16 protein-coding genes are annotated in these 16933 nt (G+C 40.0%); all 16 read right to left on the bottom strand.

The window, feature by feature from the left end; genetic code table 11:
• Nucleotides 1-9: 9 nt before the first annotated feature.
• Complete coding sequence (locus LC090_RS06595) at nt 10-771, bottom strand: hypothetical protein (RefSeq protein ID WP_226656446.1); 762 nt, start codon at nt 769-771, stop codon at nt 10-12.
• 64 nt (nt 772-835) lie between these two features.
• Nucleotides 836-1609: a glycosyltransferase family 2 protein gene (locus tag LC090_RS06590; protein WP_226656443.1), complete on the bottom strand. Its 774-nt coding sequence runs from the start codon at nt 1607-1609 to the stop codon at nt 836-838.
• Complete coding sequence (locus tag LC090_RS06585; RefSeq protein ID WP_226656441.1) at nt 1606-3069, bottom strand: alkaline phosphatase family protein; 1464 nt, start codon at nt 3067-3069, stop codon at nt 1606-1608. The genes LC090_RS06590 and LC090_RS06585 overlap by 4 nt, the downstream gene beginning before the upstream one ends.
• A complete protein-coding gene (locus LC090_RS06580; protein ID WP_226656438.1) occupies nt 3066-4007 on the bottom strand; it encodes a lysylphosphatidylglycerol synthase transmembrane domain-containing protein in 942 nt (313 codons plus the stop codon). The genes LC090_RS06585 and LC090_RS06580 overlap by 4 nt, the downstream gene beginning before the upstream one ends.
• Nucleotides 3983-4927, bottom strand: coding sequence for a GDP-mannose 4,6-dehydratase (locus LC090_RS06575; protein ID WP_226656435.1), 945 nt, complete (start codon nt 4925-4927; stop codon nt 3983-3985). The genes LC090_RS06580 and LC090_RS06575 overlap by 25 nt, the downstream gene beginning before the upstream one ends.
• Nucleotides 4928-5301: 374 nt before the next feature.
• On the bottom strand, nt 5302-5613 hold the full coding sequence (gene trxA, locus LC090_RS06570; protein ID WP_098444463.1) for a thioredoxin: 312 nt from the start codon (nt 5611-5613) through the stop codon (nt 5302-5304).
• Between the two features lie 250 nt (nt 5614-5863).
• Nucleotides 5864-6841 (bottom strand): electron transfer flavoprotein subunit alpha/FixB family protein, encoded by a 978-nt coding sequence (locus tag LC090_RS06565; RefSeq protein ID WP_226656433.1) that lies wholly within the window; start codon nt 6839-6841, stop codon nt 5864-5866.
• Between the two features lie 13 nt (nt 6842-6854).
• The gene (locus tag LC090_RS06560) at nt 6855-7625 is read right to left on the bottom strand and encodes an electron transfer flavoprotein subunit beta/FixA family protein (protein WP_226656431.1); all 771 of its coding nucleotides are present in this window, start codon (nt 7623-7625) and stop codon (nt 6855-6857) included.
• 29 nt (nt 7626-7654) lie between these two features.
• Complete coding sequence (locus LC090_RS06555) at nt 7655-8428, bottom strand: enoyl-CoA hydratase (protein WP_226656429.1); 774 nt, start codon at nt 8426-8428, stop codon at nt 7655-7657.
• A 52-nt stretch (nt 8429-8480) separates the two neighbouring features.
• Nucleotides 8481-9074, bottom strand: a complete 594-nt coding sequence (locus LC090_RS06550) for a TetR/AcrR family transcriptional regulator (RefSeq protein ID WP_098444467.1) — start codon at nt 9072-9074, stop codon at nt 8481-8483.
• A 238-nt stretch (nt 9075-9312) separates the two neighbouring features.
• Entirely contained in the window at nt 9313-11004 is a 1692-nt protein-coding gene (locus LC090_RS06545) for a long-chain-fatty-acid--CoA ligase (protein ID WP_226656427.1), read from the bottom strand.
• A 309-nt stretch (nt 11005-11313) separates the two neighbouring features.
• Entirely contained in the window at nt 11314-11721 is a 408-nt protein-coding gene (locus LC090_RS06540; protein ID WP_226656425.1) for a DUF350 domain-containing protein, read from the bottom strand.
• A gap of 17 nt (nt 11722-11738) precedes the next feature.
• On the bottom strand, nt 11739-14087 hold the full coding sequence (locus LC090_RS06535; protein WP_226656423.1) for an endonuclease MutS2: 2349 nt from the start codon (nt 14085-14087) through the stop codon (nt 11739-11741).
• A 30-nt stretch (nt 14088-14117) separates the two neighbouring features.
• Nucleotides 14118-15833, bottom strand: coding sequence for a DNA polymerase/3'-5' exonuclease PolX (gene polX / locus LC090_RS06530; RefSeq protein WP_425590629.1), 1716 nt, complete (start codon nt 15831-15833; stop codon nt 14118-14120).
• A 283-nt stretch (nt 15834-16116) separates the two neighbouring features.
• On the bottom strand, nt 16117-16659 hold the full coding sequence (locus tag LC090_RS06525; RefSeq protein ID WP_226656421.1) for a CvpA family protein: 543 nt from the start codon (nt 16657-16659) through the stop codon (nt 16117-16119).
• A gap of 6 nt (nt 16660-16665) precedes the next feature.
• Complete coding sequence (zapA, locus tag LC090_RS06520; protein ID WP_226656420.1) at nt 16666-16926, bottom strand: cell division protein ZapA; 261 nt, start codon at nt 16924-16926, stop codon at nt 16666-16668.
• Nucleotides 16927-16933: the final 7 nt, after the last annotated feature.

Below are 16933 nucleotides of genomic sequence, written 5' to 3'. Positions count from 1 at the left end.
AACAAATGCTTAGCGACGACGGTTTCTTTTTGTGTAAACCACCACTCCTACGATAACGACGACAAGAATAATGAGAGGAAGCCAATTTGATAGCTGACTTAAGTCAGTCCAATCTGTTTTTTCACTCGTACTTTCCTCTTCTGTCGCACTTTCACCGAAGTGACCACTCTCTACTGATTTCATATCAAAATGATCTTTAAGTCCGTCAAGTATGACTTTCTTACTTTCAGCAAACTGTTCTTCATTTGATTCTTTCTCCCCAACTCCAAATAGGCCTGGGTTTCCGAGAGAATCAAGCAAAACTTCAAACTCATTTTTTATTGTTTTATCAAGTTCCGGGTTTGTTTCTTTGACTACTGGAGAGAGCGTTTTATATGTAGCATCTGCTTTTCCAACCAGTTTTCTCGTTGTATCGTATTCTTCGAAATCACTTTCAGCGTTTTCAAGTCGTCTAGAAATATTCAGCACGAGAACTTGCTGCATGTTTGTTATCACAGCTTCTTTGTCCTCATTATCTAATTCACTTTGAACAGCTTGAACCGCATCATCACCCATATGTAATTGAATTTCGTCTTTTACAGAAGCGAATATTTTGTTTGCTTCTTCGAAATTTGGAGGAGATTCATTTAATTTAGCAGACATCTCGCTGTATGCTTCAGCTACTTTCTCTTCGGTAGGATCTCCATAGGAATAAGCTTGAGCAAGATCTGGTACAGCAAGTGTACAAATAAGCGTTAACAAAAAGACTGATGATAAAATGCGTTTTTTCATTTGAAATCCTCCTCATTGATAATGATAATGATTATCATCACTGAAGTCAATAACTGATCGGCAATTAGTGCGACTTTTCTGCCAGGATGGCTTCCATCTCATTTAGGTCGAGATCATGAGCATGAAAATCAATCGCTACTTTCTGTACAGGTCGAGTCATTTCCTTGAAAATAGCTGGTAGAACCGAGGTTAAATAGGCTTTAAATTTAATATAGGATTCGCCTGTCGAACGAACTTGATACGTAATAGGTACTTCCTTTACCCTAAATCCTTTTCGAACAAGATTTAATGTAAGCACCTGAGCATAGTTATAATCATGAATAATCTCACTATGTTCCATTGCCTGCCTTGAAAAAACTCTCATACCTGATTGACCATCATAGATCCACTGCTGTAAAAGAAGTGATTGTAAAAAAGTAAAACAATAATTGCCCAATCGGCGATGAATCCGCATGCCATCAATCGTTCCTTTGAACCGTGATCCCATGACATAGTCTGCATCTCCATTAAATATAGGTTCGAGAAGCTCAGGTAATTGCCATGCTGGATATTCATTATCAGCATCAAGCATAACGCCGATATCTGCACCAAGTTCAACTGAGTAAGAAATACCTTTTCGAACAGCCGCACCAAGCCCCTGGTTCGTATCAAAAGAATAGATGTAGTCTGCACCAGCTGATTTTGAAACTTCTACCGTTTGGTCAGAAGACCCATCGTCTATCACTAGTACACTTACGCGAACGGTAGGATGAATATCTCTTGGGATCTGTTTAATGACTTCTCCAATAGAGTCTTCTTCGTTGTGTGCAGGTAAAAAAACAATAACGTGTTGCTTCATTTCTTAACTTCTTCCTTTCTATCTTGAAAAGCTTCTTCTAAAATGGCTCCTCTACTATGCGATGGAATTGGAGCTCCAAGTAAGTGCGCTACAGTCGGTGCCACGGACGTAAGGCTATGTTTTTCTTCAACGATTTTCCCTTTGGAAATAGTTGGCCCATTTAAGAAAAATGGCACGAAACGTTCCCCTTCATCAAGATGGCCGTGTCCCCCGATTCCATCTGCCTGTCCATGATCCGCGCACACAATCAACGTTGTGTTTTCCATAAATCCATTTTCATGTAGGAAGTGAACATACTCTTCTACTAATTTATCCGCTTCTTCAATTTTTTGAATATAATCATCATACAGTACACCTCTTGCATGTCCTGTTTGATCTGTCCCAATAAGCTGAACCGTAAAGAAGTCAGGGTTTTTATCAAGCATGATCTGCCGAGCACCTTCCATAATTTTCGTATCCGCTACCTCATTGTTCATGACAGCTGTTACAGTATCAACATCATCGCCCATTGCATCAACAAGATGGGCAATACCGAGAAGCCTGCCTGTCTTACCTACCTTCCGAAGCGAATCAAATATCGTTTCTACTTTCACCCCAAGATTCCAAACCATATTGGACTTAATCCCGTGTTCAAGTGGATATGTACCTGTCATCATGGAAGAAAAACATACAACAGTACGGGCTGGATAGACCGTTTCCATTTGACTGTATTCTGTCCCATTCTTCTTTAAAGAATCAAGGAATGGAGTGTTCGCTTCCTGAAATCGTTCTTTTCGCATTCCATCAATGACAATCATAATAACGCGATCATTTGTCGCCGTAGCTTCAACTGGTTTTGTATAATCTTGCTTCACTGAAGGCTTCCAATCAAACAGGTATCGGTGAAGGATAAAGCTAAACAACCAGATTCCTGCATAAAAGAACGCAAGTGTCCTCCAATCAAATGAACCCCCACTCGTTAGAGATGTGTCAATAACTGCTGTCCAGATCGATAAAATCAACAGGAATTTGGGTAGCTGTTCCTGTGCGTTACCGCTCGTAGAATCACTATTCTTAAGGACCAGCTTCCAGAAGCGAGTATAATTAAGCCAGCTTGTTCCAATACGAAGATGATAATAGAACGTGCCCCAAAAAAAGATTGTAAAGAAAAAATAAAGACCGATTCCCAGCATAGCTGCTGTGAATGAGAACTGATCAAAAATCAATAAATAGCCTACGAGAGGTATCCACAAATAATTTCGTAAGAATAACGGATAATCATAAACATAATAAAGTACGAGAAGTGGCAATACAGCCAAAAATCCTAGTAAAAAGGCTCCCCAGAACGTGATGGAAGTCCAATGAGTAATTGATAATAACACCATCGTACCCGTCACAAAAATGGGCGTAAACGGCTTACCTTCATTCAGAAGATTCCAGCATCTTGCTGCTATTTTTTCAAATTTCGAAGCTTGTTTCATGATGTTTCCCCTTTCTTTTTCATAAACGATTTCAACTCCTGAAATCGAAGAGGGTAAAGATAGAAAGCCACTAATCCGGCGATAATAGAATAAGCATATTTAAAAGCATGGGTGACAAGCGCAATTGAAAAAGCTTCCTCTAAACCAAAACCAACTTGATGAAGCGAGAAACTCATCACACTTTCATAAGTGGCTAAGCCACCCGGAGCAAGCTGAAAAATGCCCGATCCTACTGACAAGGCCGTCACCCACATAGCGTTTGAATAGGTGAAATGATGGGCGAACCCTGCGACAGCATAAACCACGATTCCTTCAGCTATCCAAGTAAAACATGACAGGACGAAAATAAGAACCATGTATGGTGATTTTAATAGTTTCTTCATCATAGTGAATTGTTTGTACAGAAATCCTGCATCTGATTTCTTTCTAACATACAAAAAAATAACGAAAGCGCTCGCTAAAAAGAAGACCAGCATTCCTAGTAAAAACGTTTTGCTTACTGATATTCCAAAGATTTCTGCTCCAATCATTGCAAAAACACCCAGCCAGAAAAGATCGATTGCTCGTAGAATAACGACAGATTGAACAGAAGTTGTCCATTGTCCTTTTTGTTTATGTGCAAGAACCCCCATTCGTACAGCTTCCCCTCCCTTAAACGGTAAAAGGTGGTTAAAGAACAAGCTATAAAAGATTCCTGCCAAATAAACTTTCAAGGGAATGCGCCGGTCAACAAGTAACCTCCAACACCAACTCCGCATTAAAAAAGAGCACGTATATCCGATAACCATTGCAAATACCAAGCCTGGGTGACTAGTCAACTCGTTAGTAAGCGACGTTAGGGTAGATAGGTTAAATTTATTTAAAAGTAGAAAACCAAAGAGAGAGATTAGGAACAAGCCAAATAGCCATTTTATTATTCGTGATAGCTTTTTGCCCATTCAATTGTCCTTCTTATCCCCTCTTCAAAGGTAACTTCAGGAGAATACCCCAGGTCTTTTCGTGCCTTACTAATATCTCCCCACGTATGTCGAACATCTCCTCGTCGAAACGTGCCTTCCCTTACCTTTGCTTGTGGAAAATATTTAGTAAGTAGATCAATTAGCTCAGTAAGAGAAACAGGTTCTCCTGAAGCCAAGTTATAAGTCTCAGATATACCCTTCTGCTTAAGAGCTAACATTATCCCATTTGTAATATCATCAATGTATGTAAAATCTCTTGACTGATTACGATCATATACAGTAATTTCCTCGCCCTTTAAGATTTTTTCAGTAAATAGTGGGATCGCCATATCCGGGCGTCCCCACGGTCCATATACTGTGAAAAATCTCAGTATTGTTAATTTGAAACCATAAAGTGATTGATAGGCGTGGCAAAAAGATTCCGCTCCAGCTTTCGCTGCGGCATAGGGTGATTTCACCTGTCCATTTGCTTGTTCTTCTCCCACAGGTCCTTCTTCTTGATTTCCATATACAGAAGAAGATGAACCAAATAAAATATGAGGAACGCCTGTTTCTCCTGCTGCGCTTAACACATTAACTACTACTTTAATATCCTGATCAATATAGTCATGTGGGTGTTTCAGTGAGTACTGAACACCAGGAAGAGCAGCAAGATGAATGACTTTATCATAACTGTGGACTTTAAAATGATTCATTGTCTCTTCAGCATCTAATAAATCAAATCTATGTAAGCTTATAGGACCAATTTTATTAATTTCTTTGAGATGCTCGACCTTTCGTTCACTATGATAATAAGATGAAAAATGATCAATAATCGAAACATGATGACCAGCCTTTAATAGCTTCTTTGCCAGGCTACTCCCTATAAATCCTGCTCCTCCAGTAATTACTACTTTCATTTTTATGCACTCCCGCTAAATTCAAATCTATGAACCGCTATCACAAGCGAAATGGCCGCAGTTAGCGGCCATTTCAATCTAAAGCTATTCTACTACACTTTTACATGCGCTCAAAATTTGTTCGCTATCTTTGATCCTTCAGCATTGTTATTGAAAAAAACATCTCAATATTTCAGCTCTTCTTATTCTGTATTTCTTTGTTCTGCAGCTAGTGTTTCCATTAAAGGAATTTCAAACTATTTTCAAAATGCCGGATTGTCCAAGCTGATTATATCGAGAACGATTATCAGTGTCAATAGCATATCTTCTCAACGAAGATACCAAAAAAGCACCCGGATCTAGAAATCAGATCCGGGTGCTTTGAGCACACGTCCTTATTGGTGCTTAGAAAGCGTTTGTGCTAGTGCTTCTTTAGGTTGGAAGCCGACAACCTGGTCAACAACCTCACCATTTTTGAAAACGAGTAGTGTCGGAATGCTCATTACACCAAATTTGCTTGCTGTTTCCTGATTTTCATCAACGTCAAGTTTTACAACTTTCACATCGCTCATTTCAGCATCAAGCTCTTCTAGTACTGGAGCAATCATTTTACAAGGGCCACACCATGGTGCCCAGAAGTCTGCAAGAACGAGACCTTCACTTGTTTCTTGTGCGAAACTTTGATCTGTTGCGTGTACAATAGCCATACTGTATCTTCCTCCTTAAACATTTATCACTTGAGAATACCAGGTTAAGGCCGGTTGCCTCAGTGTGCTCTGCCATCTTGATATTTATCAACTGGCACAGAATGAGTATATCATTAATCCTCTTTCTGATTCCATTCTTTTGACTTACATTCATTCTTCCCTATCTTTTACATAATAAAACGATCACTCGAAAAACAAGAACTTTATTAAACGCCACTAAAAAAGCGAGCTACGACAGCTCGCTTTTCTCTTAGCTTGTTTGTAACACTTTCTTAAATTCCTGTGTAAGCAGTGGAACGACTTCGAACAGATCGCCAACAATTCCATAATCTGCTACATTGAAAATACTTGCTTCAGGATCTTTATTAATAGCAACAATTACTTTTGAGTTAGACATACCTGCTAAGTGTTGGATCGCACCAGAAATTCCACAAGCAATATAAAGGTCTGGCGTTACCACCTTGCCTGTTTGCCCAATTTGAAGGGAATAATCACAATAGTCGGCATCACAAGCTCCTCGAGAAGCCCCTACAGCAGCTCCGAGAAGATCAGCAAGTTCTTGTAGCGGTTCAAATCCTTCTTCACTTTTAACGCCGCGCCCCCCAGCGACGATCACTTTCGCCTCAGAGAGATCAACACCAGAAGTCGACTTACGAACGACTTCCTTAACAATTGTACGAAGGTCTTTTATTTCTACACTTTCTTCAAATACTTCTCCAGAGCGTGATTCATCGATCTCAAGAGCAGCAATATTATTCGGACGAATTGTAGCAATAACAATTCCTTCTTTTACTTTTTTCTTCTCAAATGCTTTACCGGAATAGATTGGTCGTGTAAAAACGACAGTTTCTCCATCAAGTTCAATACCAGTAGCATCGGAGATAAGACCAGCATCAAGCTTGCTGGCAAGACGTGGCGCTAAGTCTTTTCCCATTGATGTATGTGGCAATAAAATTGCATCCGGGTCGATGCTCTCGACAATTTGCAAAAATGCTTGACCATACCCATCACTTGTATAATTTTTAAGTTTTTCATCTTCTACTTTAATGACACGATCTGCACCATAGTGAAAGAGTTGATCTGTTAAAGAGCTCACATTTTCCCCAGCGATTGCTGCAATGACTTCGCCACCAGCTGCGATTTCTTTCCCAGCACCAATTGCTTCAAATGAAACATTTCGTAATTCATTGTCACGCGCTTCTGCAAATACGAGTACTTTTTTGGCCATGGTTGATCCCCTCCTATATAACTTTCGCTTCCTGGCGAAGTAATTTCACTAATTCTTCCACTTGATCTCCAATTTCACCTTCAAGTACTTTGCCAGCTTCTTTCTTTGGCGGCAAATAAACTTCAACTGTTTCTGTTTTAGCTTCAATTTCATCTTCATCGACATCAAGATCGTCATAATCAATTTCTTCTAGAGGCTTTTTCTTTGCTTTCATAATACCCGGAAGTGATGGATAACGTGGTTCATTAAGCCCCTGCTGAGCCGTAACAAGTAGCGGTAATTGCGCTTCAACAACTTCCATATCACCTTCCACATCACGTTCCATTGTTGCTGTTGTTCCATCGATATCAAGCTTCGTAATTGTTGTTACGTAAGCGATTCCAAGTTTCTCAGCAAGACGCGGACCAATTTGACCCGTGCTGTTGTCGTTTGATACATTTCCGCCAAGAATAATATCATATTCTTTGTCTTCAAAATAAGCTGCAAGAAGGGCAGTCGTCGTATACTGATCACTGTCATCAAGATCTTCGTTGTTAATGAGAACGGCTTTATCTGCTCCCATTGCTAGAGCTGTACGTAGTTCTTTTTCAACTTCTTCATCACCAATGCTAACCACAGTTACTTCTCCACCATGATCGTCGCGTAGCTGAATGGCTTCTTCAATCGCATACTCATCATATGGATTGATGATAAACTCAACGCCTTCTTCGCTAATTTTTCCATTTTCAATCACGATTTTTTCCTCTGTATCGAATGTTCTTTTCATAATGACATAAATGTTCATATCTTTATCCCTCCCTGAAATAATTTACCTTATTTATCTTGAAAGTTTGGCTGACGCTTCTCAATGAACGCTTGAATTCCTTCTTGTCCATCTTCTGAAGCGAATGCCTTTCCAAAATACTCTCTTTCTTTTTGAACGCCTTCATCAAATTTTTCTGTTTTTGAATAAGTAAGTAGTTTCATCGCATAGCTGACAGCTACAGCGCTTTTCTTAGCAATTTTTTCTGCAAGTTCTTTCGCTTTTGGTAAAAGCTCTTCCTCGCTAACCACTTGATTTGCTAACCCTAGTTCCACAGCTTCGCGTCCTGAGATTGGTTCGCTCGTTAGTAGCATTTCAGCTGCTTTTGCTTTTCCAACCAACGCTGGCAATCGTTGTGTACCAGCAAATCCAGGAACTAAACCTAGCTGCAGCTCAGGCAGACCTAGCTTAGCACCTTCTGTTACGAAGCGAATGTGACAAGCCATCGCAAGCTCTAACCCTCCGCCAAGTGCAGCACCATGGATAGCGGCAATGATCGGTTTTGAGAACGCTTCCATTTTGTCGAATAATTGTTGCCCATAGCTACCCAGATCCGCAAAACCTTCTTCAGTGCTAACCGTTGTAAATTCCTTAATATCGGCACCTGCTGAGAAGAATCTTCCTTCACCAGAGATCAAGATGACCTTTGTATTAGGATCGTCTTCAAATTGAGTGAATGCCTCTGACAATTCCCGTAAAACGTCCGAAGCCACAGCGTTAGCTGGAGGACGATTCAACGTAACATGCGCTACTTTGTTTTCATTCGAAATGTTAATGAACTCCACTTCTCCACTCCTCTCAGAACTTTGGAATCCCGGTCTAAGCCGGGATATCTATTTATTTGCTTAAGCCATTAATCAAAAGATGATGAAGCGGCTTAGCAAGTGGTTCCAGTTCGAACTTATGATCTTTCATGACCCAGTTTGTAACAGTTTCATCAAGCGTTCCAAATATCATTTGTCTTGCGAGGCGAATATCTAATTCCTCTATAAATAATCCTGACTTAATTCCCTCATGCAAGATGTGGTCCACAAGCGTTAAGTATTTTTTTAATACTTCGCCAATTTGTGCGCGAAGTGCTTTGTTTGTCTGTCTTAACTCTAGTTGAGTTACAATGGCAAGTTCGTAGTCAGAACCTAGGTGCTTGAAATGCATATCGATCAGCGTAAACAATTTATCCATTGCATTCTCTTTCTTTGCAATTTGTTCTTCCGTTTTGTCGATAAAGCTTCCCATTTTTTTCTGAAATAACGAGATTAACAGATCTTCTTTATTTTTAAAATAAAGATAGATAGTACCGTCTGCCACTCCAGCTTCACGCGCAATTTTAGATACCTGCGCCTGATGATAACCATTCTGTGCAATCACGACAACGGCTGCATCAATGATCTTATCGTATTTCGGACCCCTCTTTTTCCCCTTTTCTACCATATGAAGTTCTCCTTTATTCTTTATCCGGCACTCACTCAAAATGAATGAGCATTCATTCATAATCTTATTGTAGCGATATAACCACAACATTGTCAACATTAGATTTCTGAACGAGCGCTCGGTTGGAATAAAGAGCTTTTTCGCAAATTAATCATACCACAAAAAAGCAGAAATGTGTGAATTTTTCCAGAATAATCACGAATTTTCTCTTTGTTCGGTTACAACAAAGAACCAATCGCTAAAGCGATTGGTTTTCCTTTGCTCTCTCTTCATCGACGAGCACACGTCGCAAAATCTTTCCAACTGTTGTTTTGGGAAGCTCCTCCCTAAATTCATACAACTTCGGTACCTTATACGCGGCTAAATAGCGACGGCAGTGCTGATTTAACTCATCCTCAGTTACATTGGCCGTATTTTTTAATACGACAAATGCTTTTACAGTTTCACCACGATAAGCATCTGGTACACCGATGATCACAGCTTCCTGAACAGCGGGATGCTCATATAAAATTTCTTCTACTTCTCTAGGATAAATGTTATAACCACCAGCGATAATCATGTCCTTTTTACGATCCACAATATAGAAGTAACCTTTTTCATCACGGTAGGCCATATCTCCTGTATAAAGCCACCCATTCTTCAACACAGCAGCTGTTTCATCTGGTCGATTCCAATAGCCCTTCATCACCTGAGGACCTTTTACAATAAGTTCTCCTATTTCCTTAATCTCTGCCTCTTCATCTGCTGCATTGACAATTTTCGCATCTGTATCTGGCCACGGAAGCCCAATGCTACCGACAACCGTGCCATCCAATGGATTGGAATGAGTAACTGGCGAGGACTCTGTTAGCCCATAGCCCTCCACGAGGCGACCGCTTATCTTTTCCTGAAACTTTTGTTGAACTTCAATAGGAAGCGGAGCTGATCCGCTTATACAAGCCTTGACGGAAGATAAATCATAGCGCTCAATATCCGGATCATTCAATAATGAAATATAAATTGTAGGTGCACCAGGGAAAAGAGTCGGTTTTTGTTTTTGGATTGTTTTCAACGTATCCTTTGGTTCAAATTTAGGAAGTATGATCATTTTGGCGGCATACATAATGGATAAATTCATAACACATGTCATCCCATAAACATGGAAAAAAGGGAGAATTCCTAACACGCGTTCTTCCCCATACTTGGCATCATGAATCCAGTTCTTACATTGCATTGTATTGACAACAAGATTGTAATGAGTCAGCATCACACCTTTTGCAAGACCTGTCGTCCCTCCCGTGTATTGGAGGAGAGCGAGATCTTCTCTCACGTTAACTTCTATGTTTATTTCTTCGTCCTTACCTGAGGCTACCCATTCTTGGAAAGTATGAATTTGGTTCGTGGAAGGCATCTCTACAAGTAAACCTTGCTTTTTCTGTTTTTGTAATAGGGGAAAAAGCATATTTTTAGGAAATGGTAAGTAATCTTGAATCTTTGTTACAATAACATGGTTCAACACCGTTTTATCTTTTACTTTTAAAACTTTAGGCAATACCAGATCAAGGCAAATCATCATATCTGCCTGCGAATCTTTTAACTGATGCTCCAGTTCTCTTTCCATATATAGGGGATTCGTTTGAACGACGACCCCTCCAGCCATTAGAACAGCGTAGTAGCTAATGACTGCCTGCGGACAGTTGGGTAGCATAATGGAAACTCTTCCACCCTTTTTAAGACCATTTTCACGCAATGAATTTGCCAGGCGCCTTGAGCGCGTATAAACTTCTTGAAACGTTAGTTCTTTCCCAAGGAAGTGAACGGCTTTTTTGTTAGGATGCTTTGTCGCTGCATCAACAAGATAAGCATGGAGAGGCTTTTCCTCATAATCAATTGAAGTCGGTACTCCTGTTTGATAATAATGAAACCATTCTTTTTCGGGTTTTTGTGTCATGTTTCATCAACCTCCCTTTCACGTCTCCTTCCAAACCAAAAATCTCTCTATAAGATAATTATAATGAAACCGCTTCAATTATCCTATCTTTTTTTGATTTTTTTGAATACATTGGCGTTTCTCGTCGTAAAAGGGAGACGAGCTTAGTACGATAGTCAGGTTTAACTACCAAAAAAAAGAAGAACAGGCACAGATGCCTGTTCTTCTTTAAAGTTATACAAAATAAATCAAGTATACAATTCCTGCTATAAAAAAGATCCCTGATACGACCATTAGTACTTTCCATAATGTCTCCATAAAGTGCTCCTCTTACGAAATTCCTGCCCCAATCACAAAAGACAGTCCGATCGAAATAACCATGGAAATAAATCCTACGGCACGATTATCGGCTGTAATTTCTTTATCAATTCGAAACTTAGGTGTCAAGAATTCAAAAGTAAAATACCCTATTAACAATAGAACAAATCCAAAAACGCCCCAGCCCATCATTGTGACGAGAGAATCATTATGTTCAATTGAAAAGCGAAAAATATTGGCAATTCCAAAGATCTTTCCGCCTGTAGCCATAGCTACAGCGAGATTTCCTCTTTGTATTTCTTCCCAGTTCCGATAAGATGTCACAAATTCAAAGACTGATAAAAACACGATCATGCAAACAATCACAACGCTATAATTGGCTGCGGTTTGAAATGCTACACTATCCCAAAGTTGTTCCATCGTGTAAAATCCTTTCTCTACTTCAGTTCAACGACGGTCACACCACCGCCACCTTCATTCATACCACCCATGCGAAGGTTTTTCACTCTAGAATGACGTTTCAACCACTCATGAACACCTTTTCTTAGCGCTCCAGTGCCTTTTCCGTGAATAATTGAAACCTGATGATAACCTGCAAGTAAGGCGTCGTCAATATAACGCTCTACTTCCATTTGTGCATCTTCGTATCTTTTCCCTCTTAAATCGAGCTCCGTTTTGACTTGACTATTATTCCCTCGTACCGTAACGAACGGTTTGCGTTCTACTGCGGGCTTAGATTTAATCGATTCAAGATCATTTGCTTTTACTGTCATTTTCATAATTCCTAGTTGAACTTGATATTCGTTCTTTCCTACTTTTTCAACGATATGTCCTTTCTGATTAAAACTAATCACTCTTACTTCATCGCCAGGTTCGTAGGCTTTCTTCTCCTGTGCTTTTTTAGATTTGGGCTTTTTCGTCTTTAATTCAGGCTTTGCATCCTCAAGTTGCTTCTGAGCATCAATTAACTGATGTTCTTTTACCGATCCCTTTTGGAAAGTACGAAGATCTTGTATAATCTTTTTCGCCTGTTCCTGCGCCTTTTCTACCTCTTCGGCAGCTTTTTGTTCCGCCTCTTCAAATAATCGCTCACGCTGTTTTTCAAATTTCTCGAGTTGTGTCTCAAGGTCTTTCTTTAGTGACTCTGCTTCTTTTCTAAGATCAGATGCTCCCTGTCGATCCAATTCTGCCTGCTTCTGACTATCTTCAAGTGAGGAAATCATACGATCTACCTTATTGCTTTCACTTGAAATTTGCGACCTTGCATCGTCAATAATGTCATCCATTAATCCAAGACGTCTTGAAATTTCAAACGCATTGCTTCGTCCCGGTACGCCAATTAATAGGCGATAGGTGGGACGCAAGGTTTCTACATCAAATTCTACACTCGCATTCATAACACCTTCACGATTATAAGCATAAGCTTTTAATTCGCTATAGTGAGTCGTTGCAATTACTCTCGATCCTCGGTTATAAACGTAGTCAAGAATAGAGATCGCTAGTGCAGCACCTTCCTGTGGATCTGTTCCGGCTCCAAGCTCATCAAAAAGAACAAGACTATTATGATCAATATTTTTTAGAATCTGAACAATATTGGTCATATGAGAAGAAAAGGTACTTAAACTTTGTTCAATAGACTGTTCATCACCTATATCTGCAAAAATATCCTGAAACACAGCCATCGTCGATCCTTCATCAGCTGGAATGTGTAAGCCGGATTGAGCCATGAGCGTTAGAAGGCCGGCCGTCTTAAGTGTAACCGTCTTACCTCCCGTGTTTGGGCCAGTAATGACAAGTGAAGAATAGTCTTTCCCAAGGTAAAGAGAAGAAGGAACAACTTCATCTTGTGGTAGAAGAGGATGACGTCCCTGCTTGATTTCAAGTTCTCCTTCATCATTCATTGAAGGGTTTGTTGCCTTTAGTTCATTCGCATAAAGTGCACGTGCGAAAATAAAATCAATATCAGCGAGCACCTCAACATTATGTCGAAGCGTTTCAGATGATTCCGCAACACGCCCTGTTAACTCGGTTAAGATCCGCTCAATTTCAAGTTTCTCTTTTACTTTCACTTCTTTTAACTGATTATTAATTGAAACAACCGATTGCGGTTCAATAAACAATGTCGCACCAGAAGATGATTGATCGTGAACCATGCCACCAAATGAACCTCTATACTCTTGCTTAACTGGAATCACATAGCGTTCATTTCGAATGGTAACAAGCGCGTCAGAAAGCATTTTTCTCGTGCTTGATGATCGAATCAGGCTTTCTAACTTTTCCCGCACACGCGATTCAAAGCTCCGAAGCTGTGTTCTTAGTCGACGCAATGCGTCACTTGCTGAATCCAGCACTTCTCCATCTTGATCAATACATGCGTTTATTTCCTTTTCAAGCTCGGTTTCTGGCATGATTTGCTGAACTAAATTTCCAAGAAGAGGGAGCTCTACCCCATCTTCTACCATATTTTCAAGGAACGTCTTGAAGCGACGTCCCCCATAGATCGTACTTGAAATATCCAGTAGCTCAGAAGGGTTTAACATGCCACCAATTTCAGCGCGTTTTACGCTTTGTCGAATGTCACGTATTCCGCCAAGCGGAGCCTGTCCACGAAGGCGAATTACTTTCCTGCCTTCTTCTGTTCCTTCTAACTGATGGTTTACGTCTTCGAGTGAAAACAAAGGCGTCAATTCCTCAACTTTCTGTTTTCCTAGCGAAGATGAAACGTGTTTCCCTAATCGTTCTTTTACTTTATCGTATTCAAGTAGCCGTAGCACTCTTTTCTGCAATGGTCGTTCCTCCTAAAAAACGGAATATAGTTAGTGATGCCGCTTAAAGAAAGCTTTCAGCTCTTTCGCCGTATACGTATTTAAGACGCTTTCTTTACGTAGCCATCCTCTTCGCCCAGCTGCTACACCAATTTCCATATGTTCAAGCATGTCCATGTGGTGAGCATCTGTATTTATCATTATTTTAACATGATTCTCCTGTGCTTTTTGAAGCCATTCAGCTGCAAGATCTAAACGGTTTGGGTTTGCATTTAACTCTAGAGCAGTACCCGTTTCTTTAGCAAGCTTAATAAGTTTATCATGATTTAAAGCATAGCCGTTTCTTCTTCCAAGCAGCCTGCCTGATGGATGTGCGATTAGATCGACGTGGTGACTTCGAAGGGCAGTCTCAAGTCTCTTCATAATCGTATCTTCATCTTGTGAAAAGGATGAATGGATTGAAGCGATAACAAAATCCATTTCTGAAAGCATCTCATCGTCATAATCAAGTGTACCATCTGGCAAAATATCCATCTCAACACCTGCAAAAATTTGAAAGTCCGTCCACTTTTTGTTCAGTCTGTCGATTTCTTCTCTTTGCTCACGCAATCTCTCCGGCGTAAGACCATTTGCCACCTTCAGATACTGTGAGTGATCCGTAATGGCTATGTATGAATAGCCTTTCTCCCGTGCTCGATCGGCCATTTGCTCGATTGTATATGCGCCATCGCTCCATGTAGAGTGCATATGAAGATCGCCCTTAATATCCTCTAATTGCACTAGATTAATCTCTTTTTCCGCTGCTTCTTCAATTTCGCCACGATCTTCACGAATTTCTGGTGCGATATACGCGAGTCCAAAATGCCTATAAAATTCTTTTTCATTTTCAAATGTTAAAACTTCGCCTGTTTCAATCGACTCAACGCCATACTCGCTAATTTTTTCGCCTTTCTTTTTAGCGATTTGTCTCATTTTTACATTATGAGCCTGTGAACCAGTAAAATGATGAAGCGTTGAGGCAAATTCTTCTGGCTTCACGAGCCTAAAGTCTACTGAAACGCCATACTCATCATCTAGCTCAAGGGTAATTTTCGTCTCCCCTTTTACAATTACTTTTGAAACCCCATCTAGATTTAAAAGTTTCTCAGATACGTTTGGTGCAGAAGTGGTAGCTATAATAAAATCAAGATCTTTGACCGTCTCTCTCACCCTTCGCAAACTACCTGCCCTCGCAAATTTTTCAATTTCATCAAATTCACTTAATTGCTTTTCAATCTTTTCTGCAAGTGGAATCATGTAAGCAATAGATAGTCGCTCAGGTCTTTTGCCTGCTTCTTCAATTGCCGCTAAAATTTTCTCTTCACTCTTTTTACCAAACCCAGGAAGCTCCTGAATTTTTTGCGCTTCACACGCCTTTTTTAATGTCGCCATATCAATGACGCTAAGCTCTTTATATAGCTTCGCAAGTTTCTTCCCACCAAGACCTGGTAATTTCAAGAGAGGCACAAGACCAGACGGCACTTCCTTTTTTAACGTCTCAAGCGTTTCTGATTCACCATTTTCAAGTATCTCATTGATTACCGCTGCTGTTCCTTTTCCTATCCCATTAAGCTCAGCAGGATCGTCAATCTGCTCCATGCTCCGGTCATCCGTTTCTAGCGCACGTGCCGCTTTGCGAAAAGCGGATATTTTAAAAGGATTTTCCCCTTTCAGCTCCATATAGACAGCTATATCTTCAAGGTAATGAATTACATTTTTCTTATTCATCCAGTCCTCACCCTTCATTAAATGATCATTACTACTATCGTATCCATTATTACAAACAAATCCAATTATTTTATACTGAAAAGCGGAAGCGCCTGGTTTCCCCCGAAAAGCATAAGACGAGCCTAAATGTGGCGCTTTTTGCCACAATTAGGATTGGCTTATGACCTCGAGGGGGAAGGCACTGCAGCTGGACACTGAAAAGCGGAAGCGCCTGGTTAGGTCCGACAAGCGATGGAACCTTTAAATATGTTGCCACAAATAAATAACCCTTCTAGTTGAAGGGTTATACGACATGAGTACTCCATAGATCTTTAATTTGTTCTGTTAACACCGGGGTATGCTTTACGATACTTTCCGCCAGGAACGAGTTTGAAATGGCCGTTTGGACCGATTCATTCGGCACAAGTGCTGCGATAAATAAAAACAAGAATACAACAATGTATACTTCTACAAATCCTAACACCCCACCGAGCCAGCCATTCACAGTTCTTAGAATAGGCAGATCCGCAAGAAAATCAAGCATCGATCCGATAATTTGCATAATAATCTTGGTACCAAAAAACAGAAGCGCGAATGCAATCCCACTATAATAAGTCGCTTCTAAATTAATCGCTTCAAAGACCATTGCAGTTGAAGAAGCTTCGTTACCAAAGGATGGATATGGAATCCATAATTTCAAATGTGGAGCAAGATCTTTAAAATACAGATAAGCTACAATAAATGAAACGATAAATCCAGCTAAATGAACAACCTGTAGGATTAGGCCTCTACGAAGACCAATAAGAAATCCCCCTACCAGTACTATAAAAAGAATGAGATCAACCATCTATCGTTATTCCTCTTCTCTCCGTTTTTTCTTTAAATCTTCAAGTTCTTTCTTAATCATGACATAATCATTCACAATATTTACCGCTGTTAGTACAGCGAGTCGCTTTGTATCTAAATAAGTATTCATTCCTTTAATCTCATTCATCTTCTCATCGACCAATTTCGAGACTTCAAGAATATGTTGATGACTTTTATCACCGACAATTGTATATTTTTCCCCATAGATTTCTACAGTTGTACGAACTTTTCCATGACTGTCTGTCACCCCATAA

This window comes from Guptibacillus hwajinpoensis (assembly GCF_020524165.1).
GTDB lineage: Bacteria > Bacillota > Bacilli > Bacillales > Guptibacillaceae > Guptibacillus > Guptibacillus hwajinpoensis_D.
Note: the sequence above shows the minus strand (reverse complement) of the source record. Positions and strands in the feature narration are given on the sequence as shown.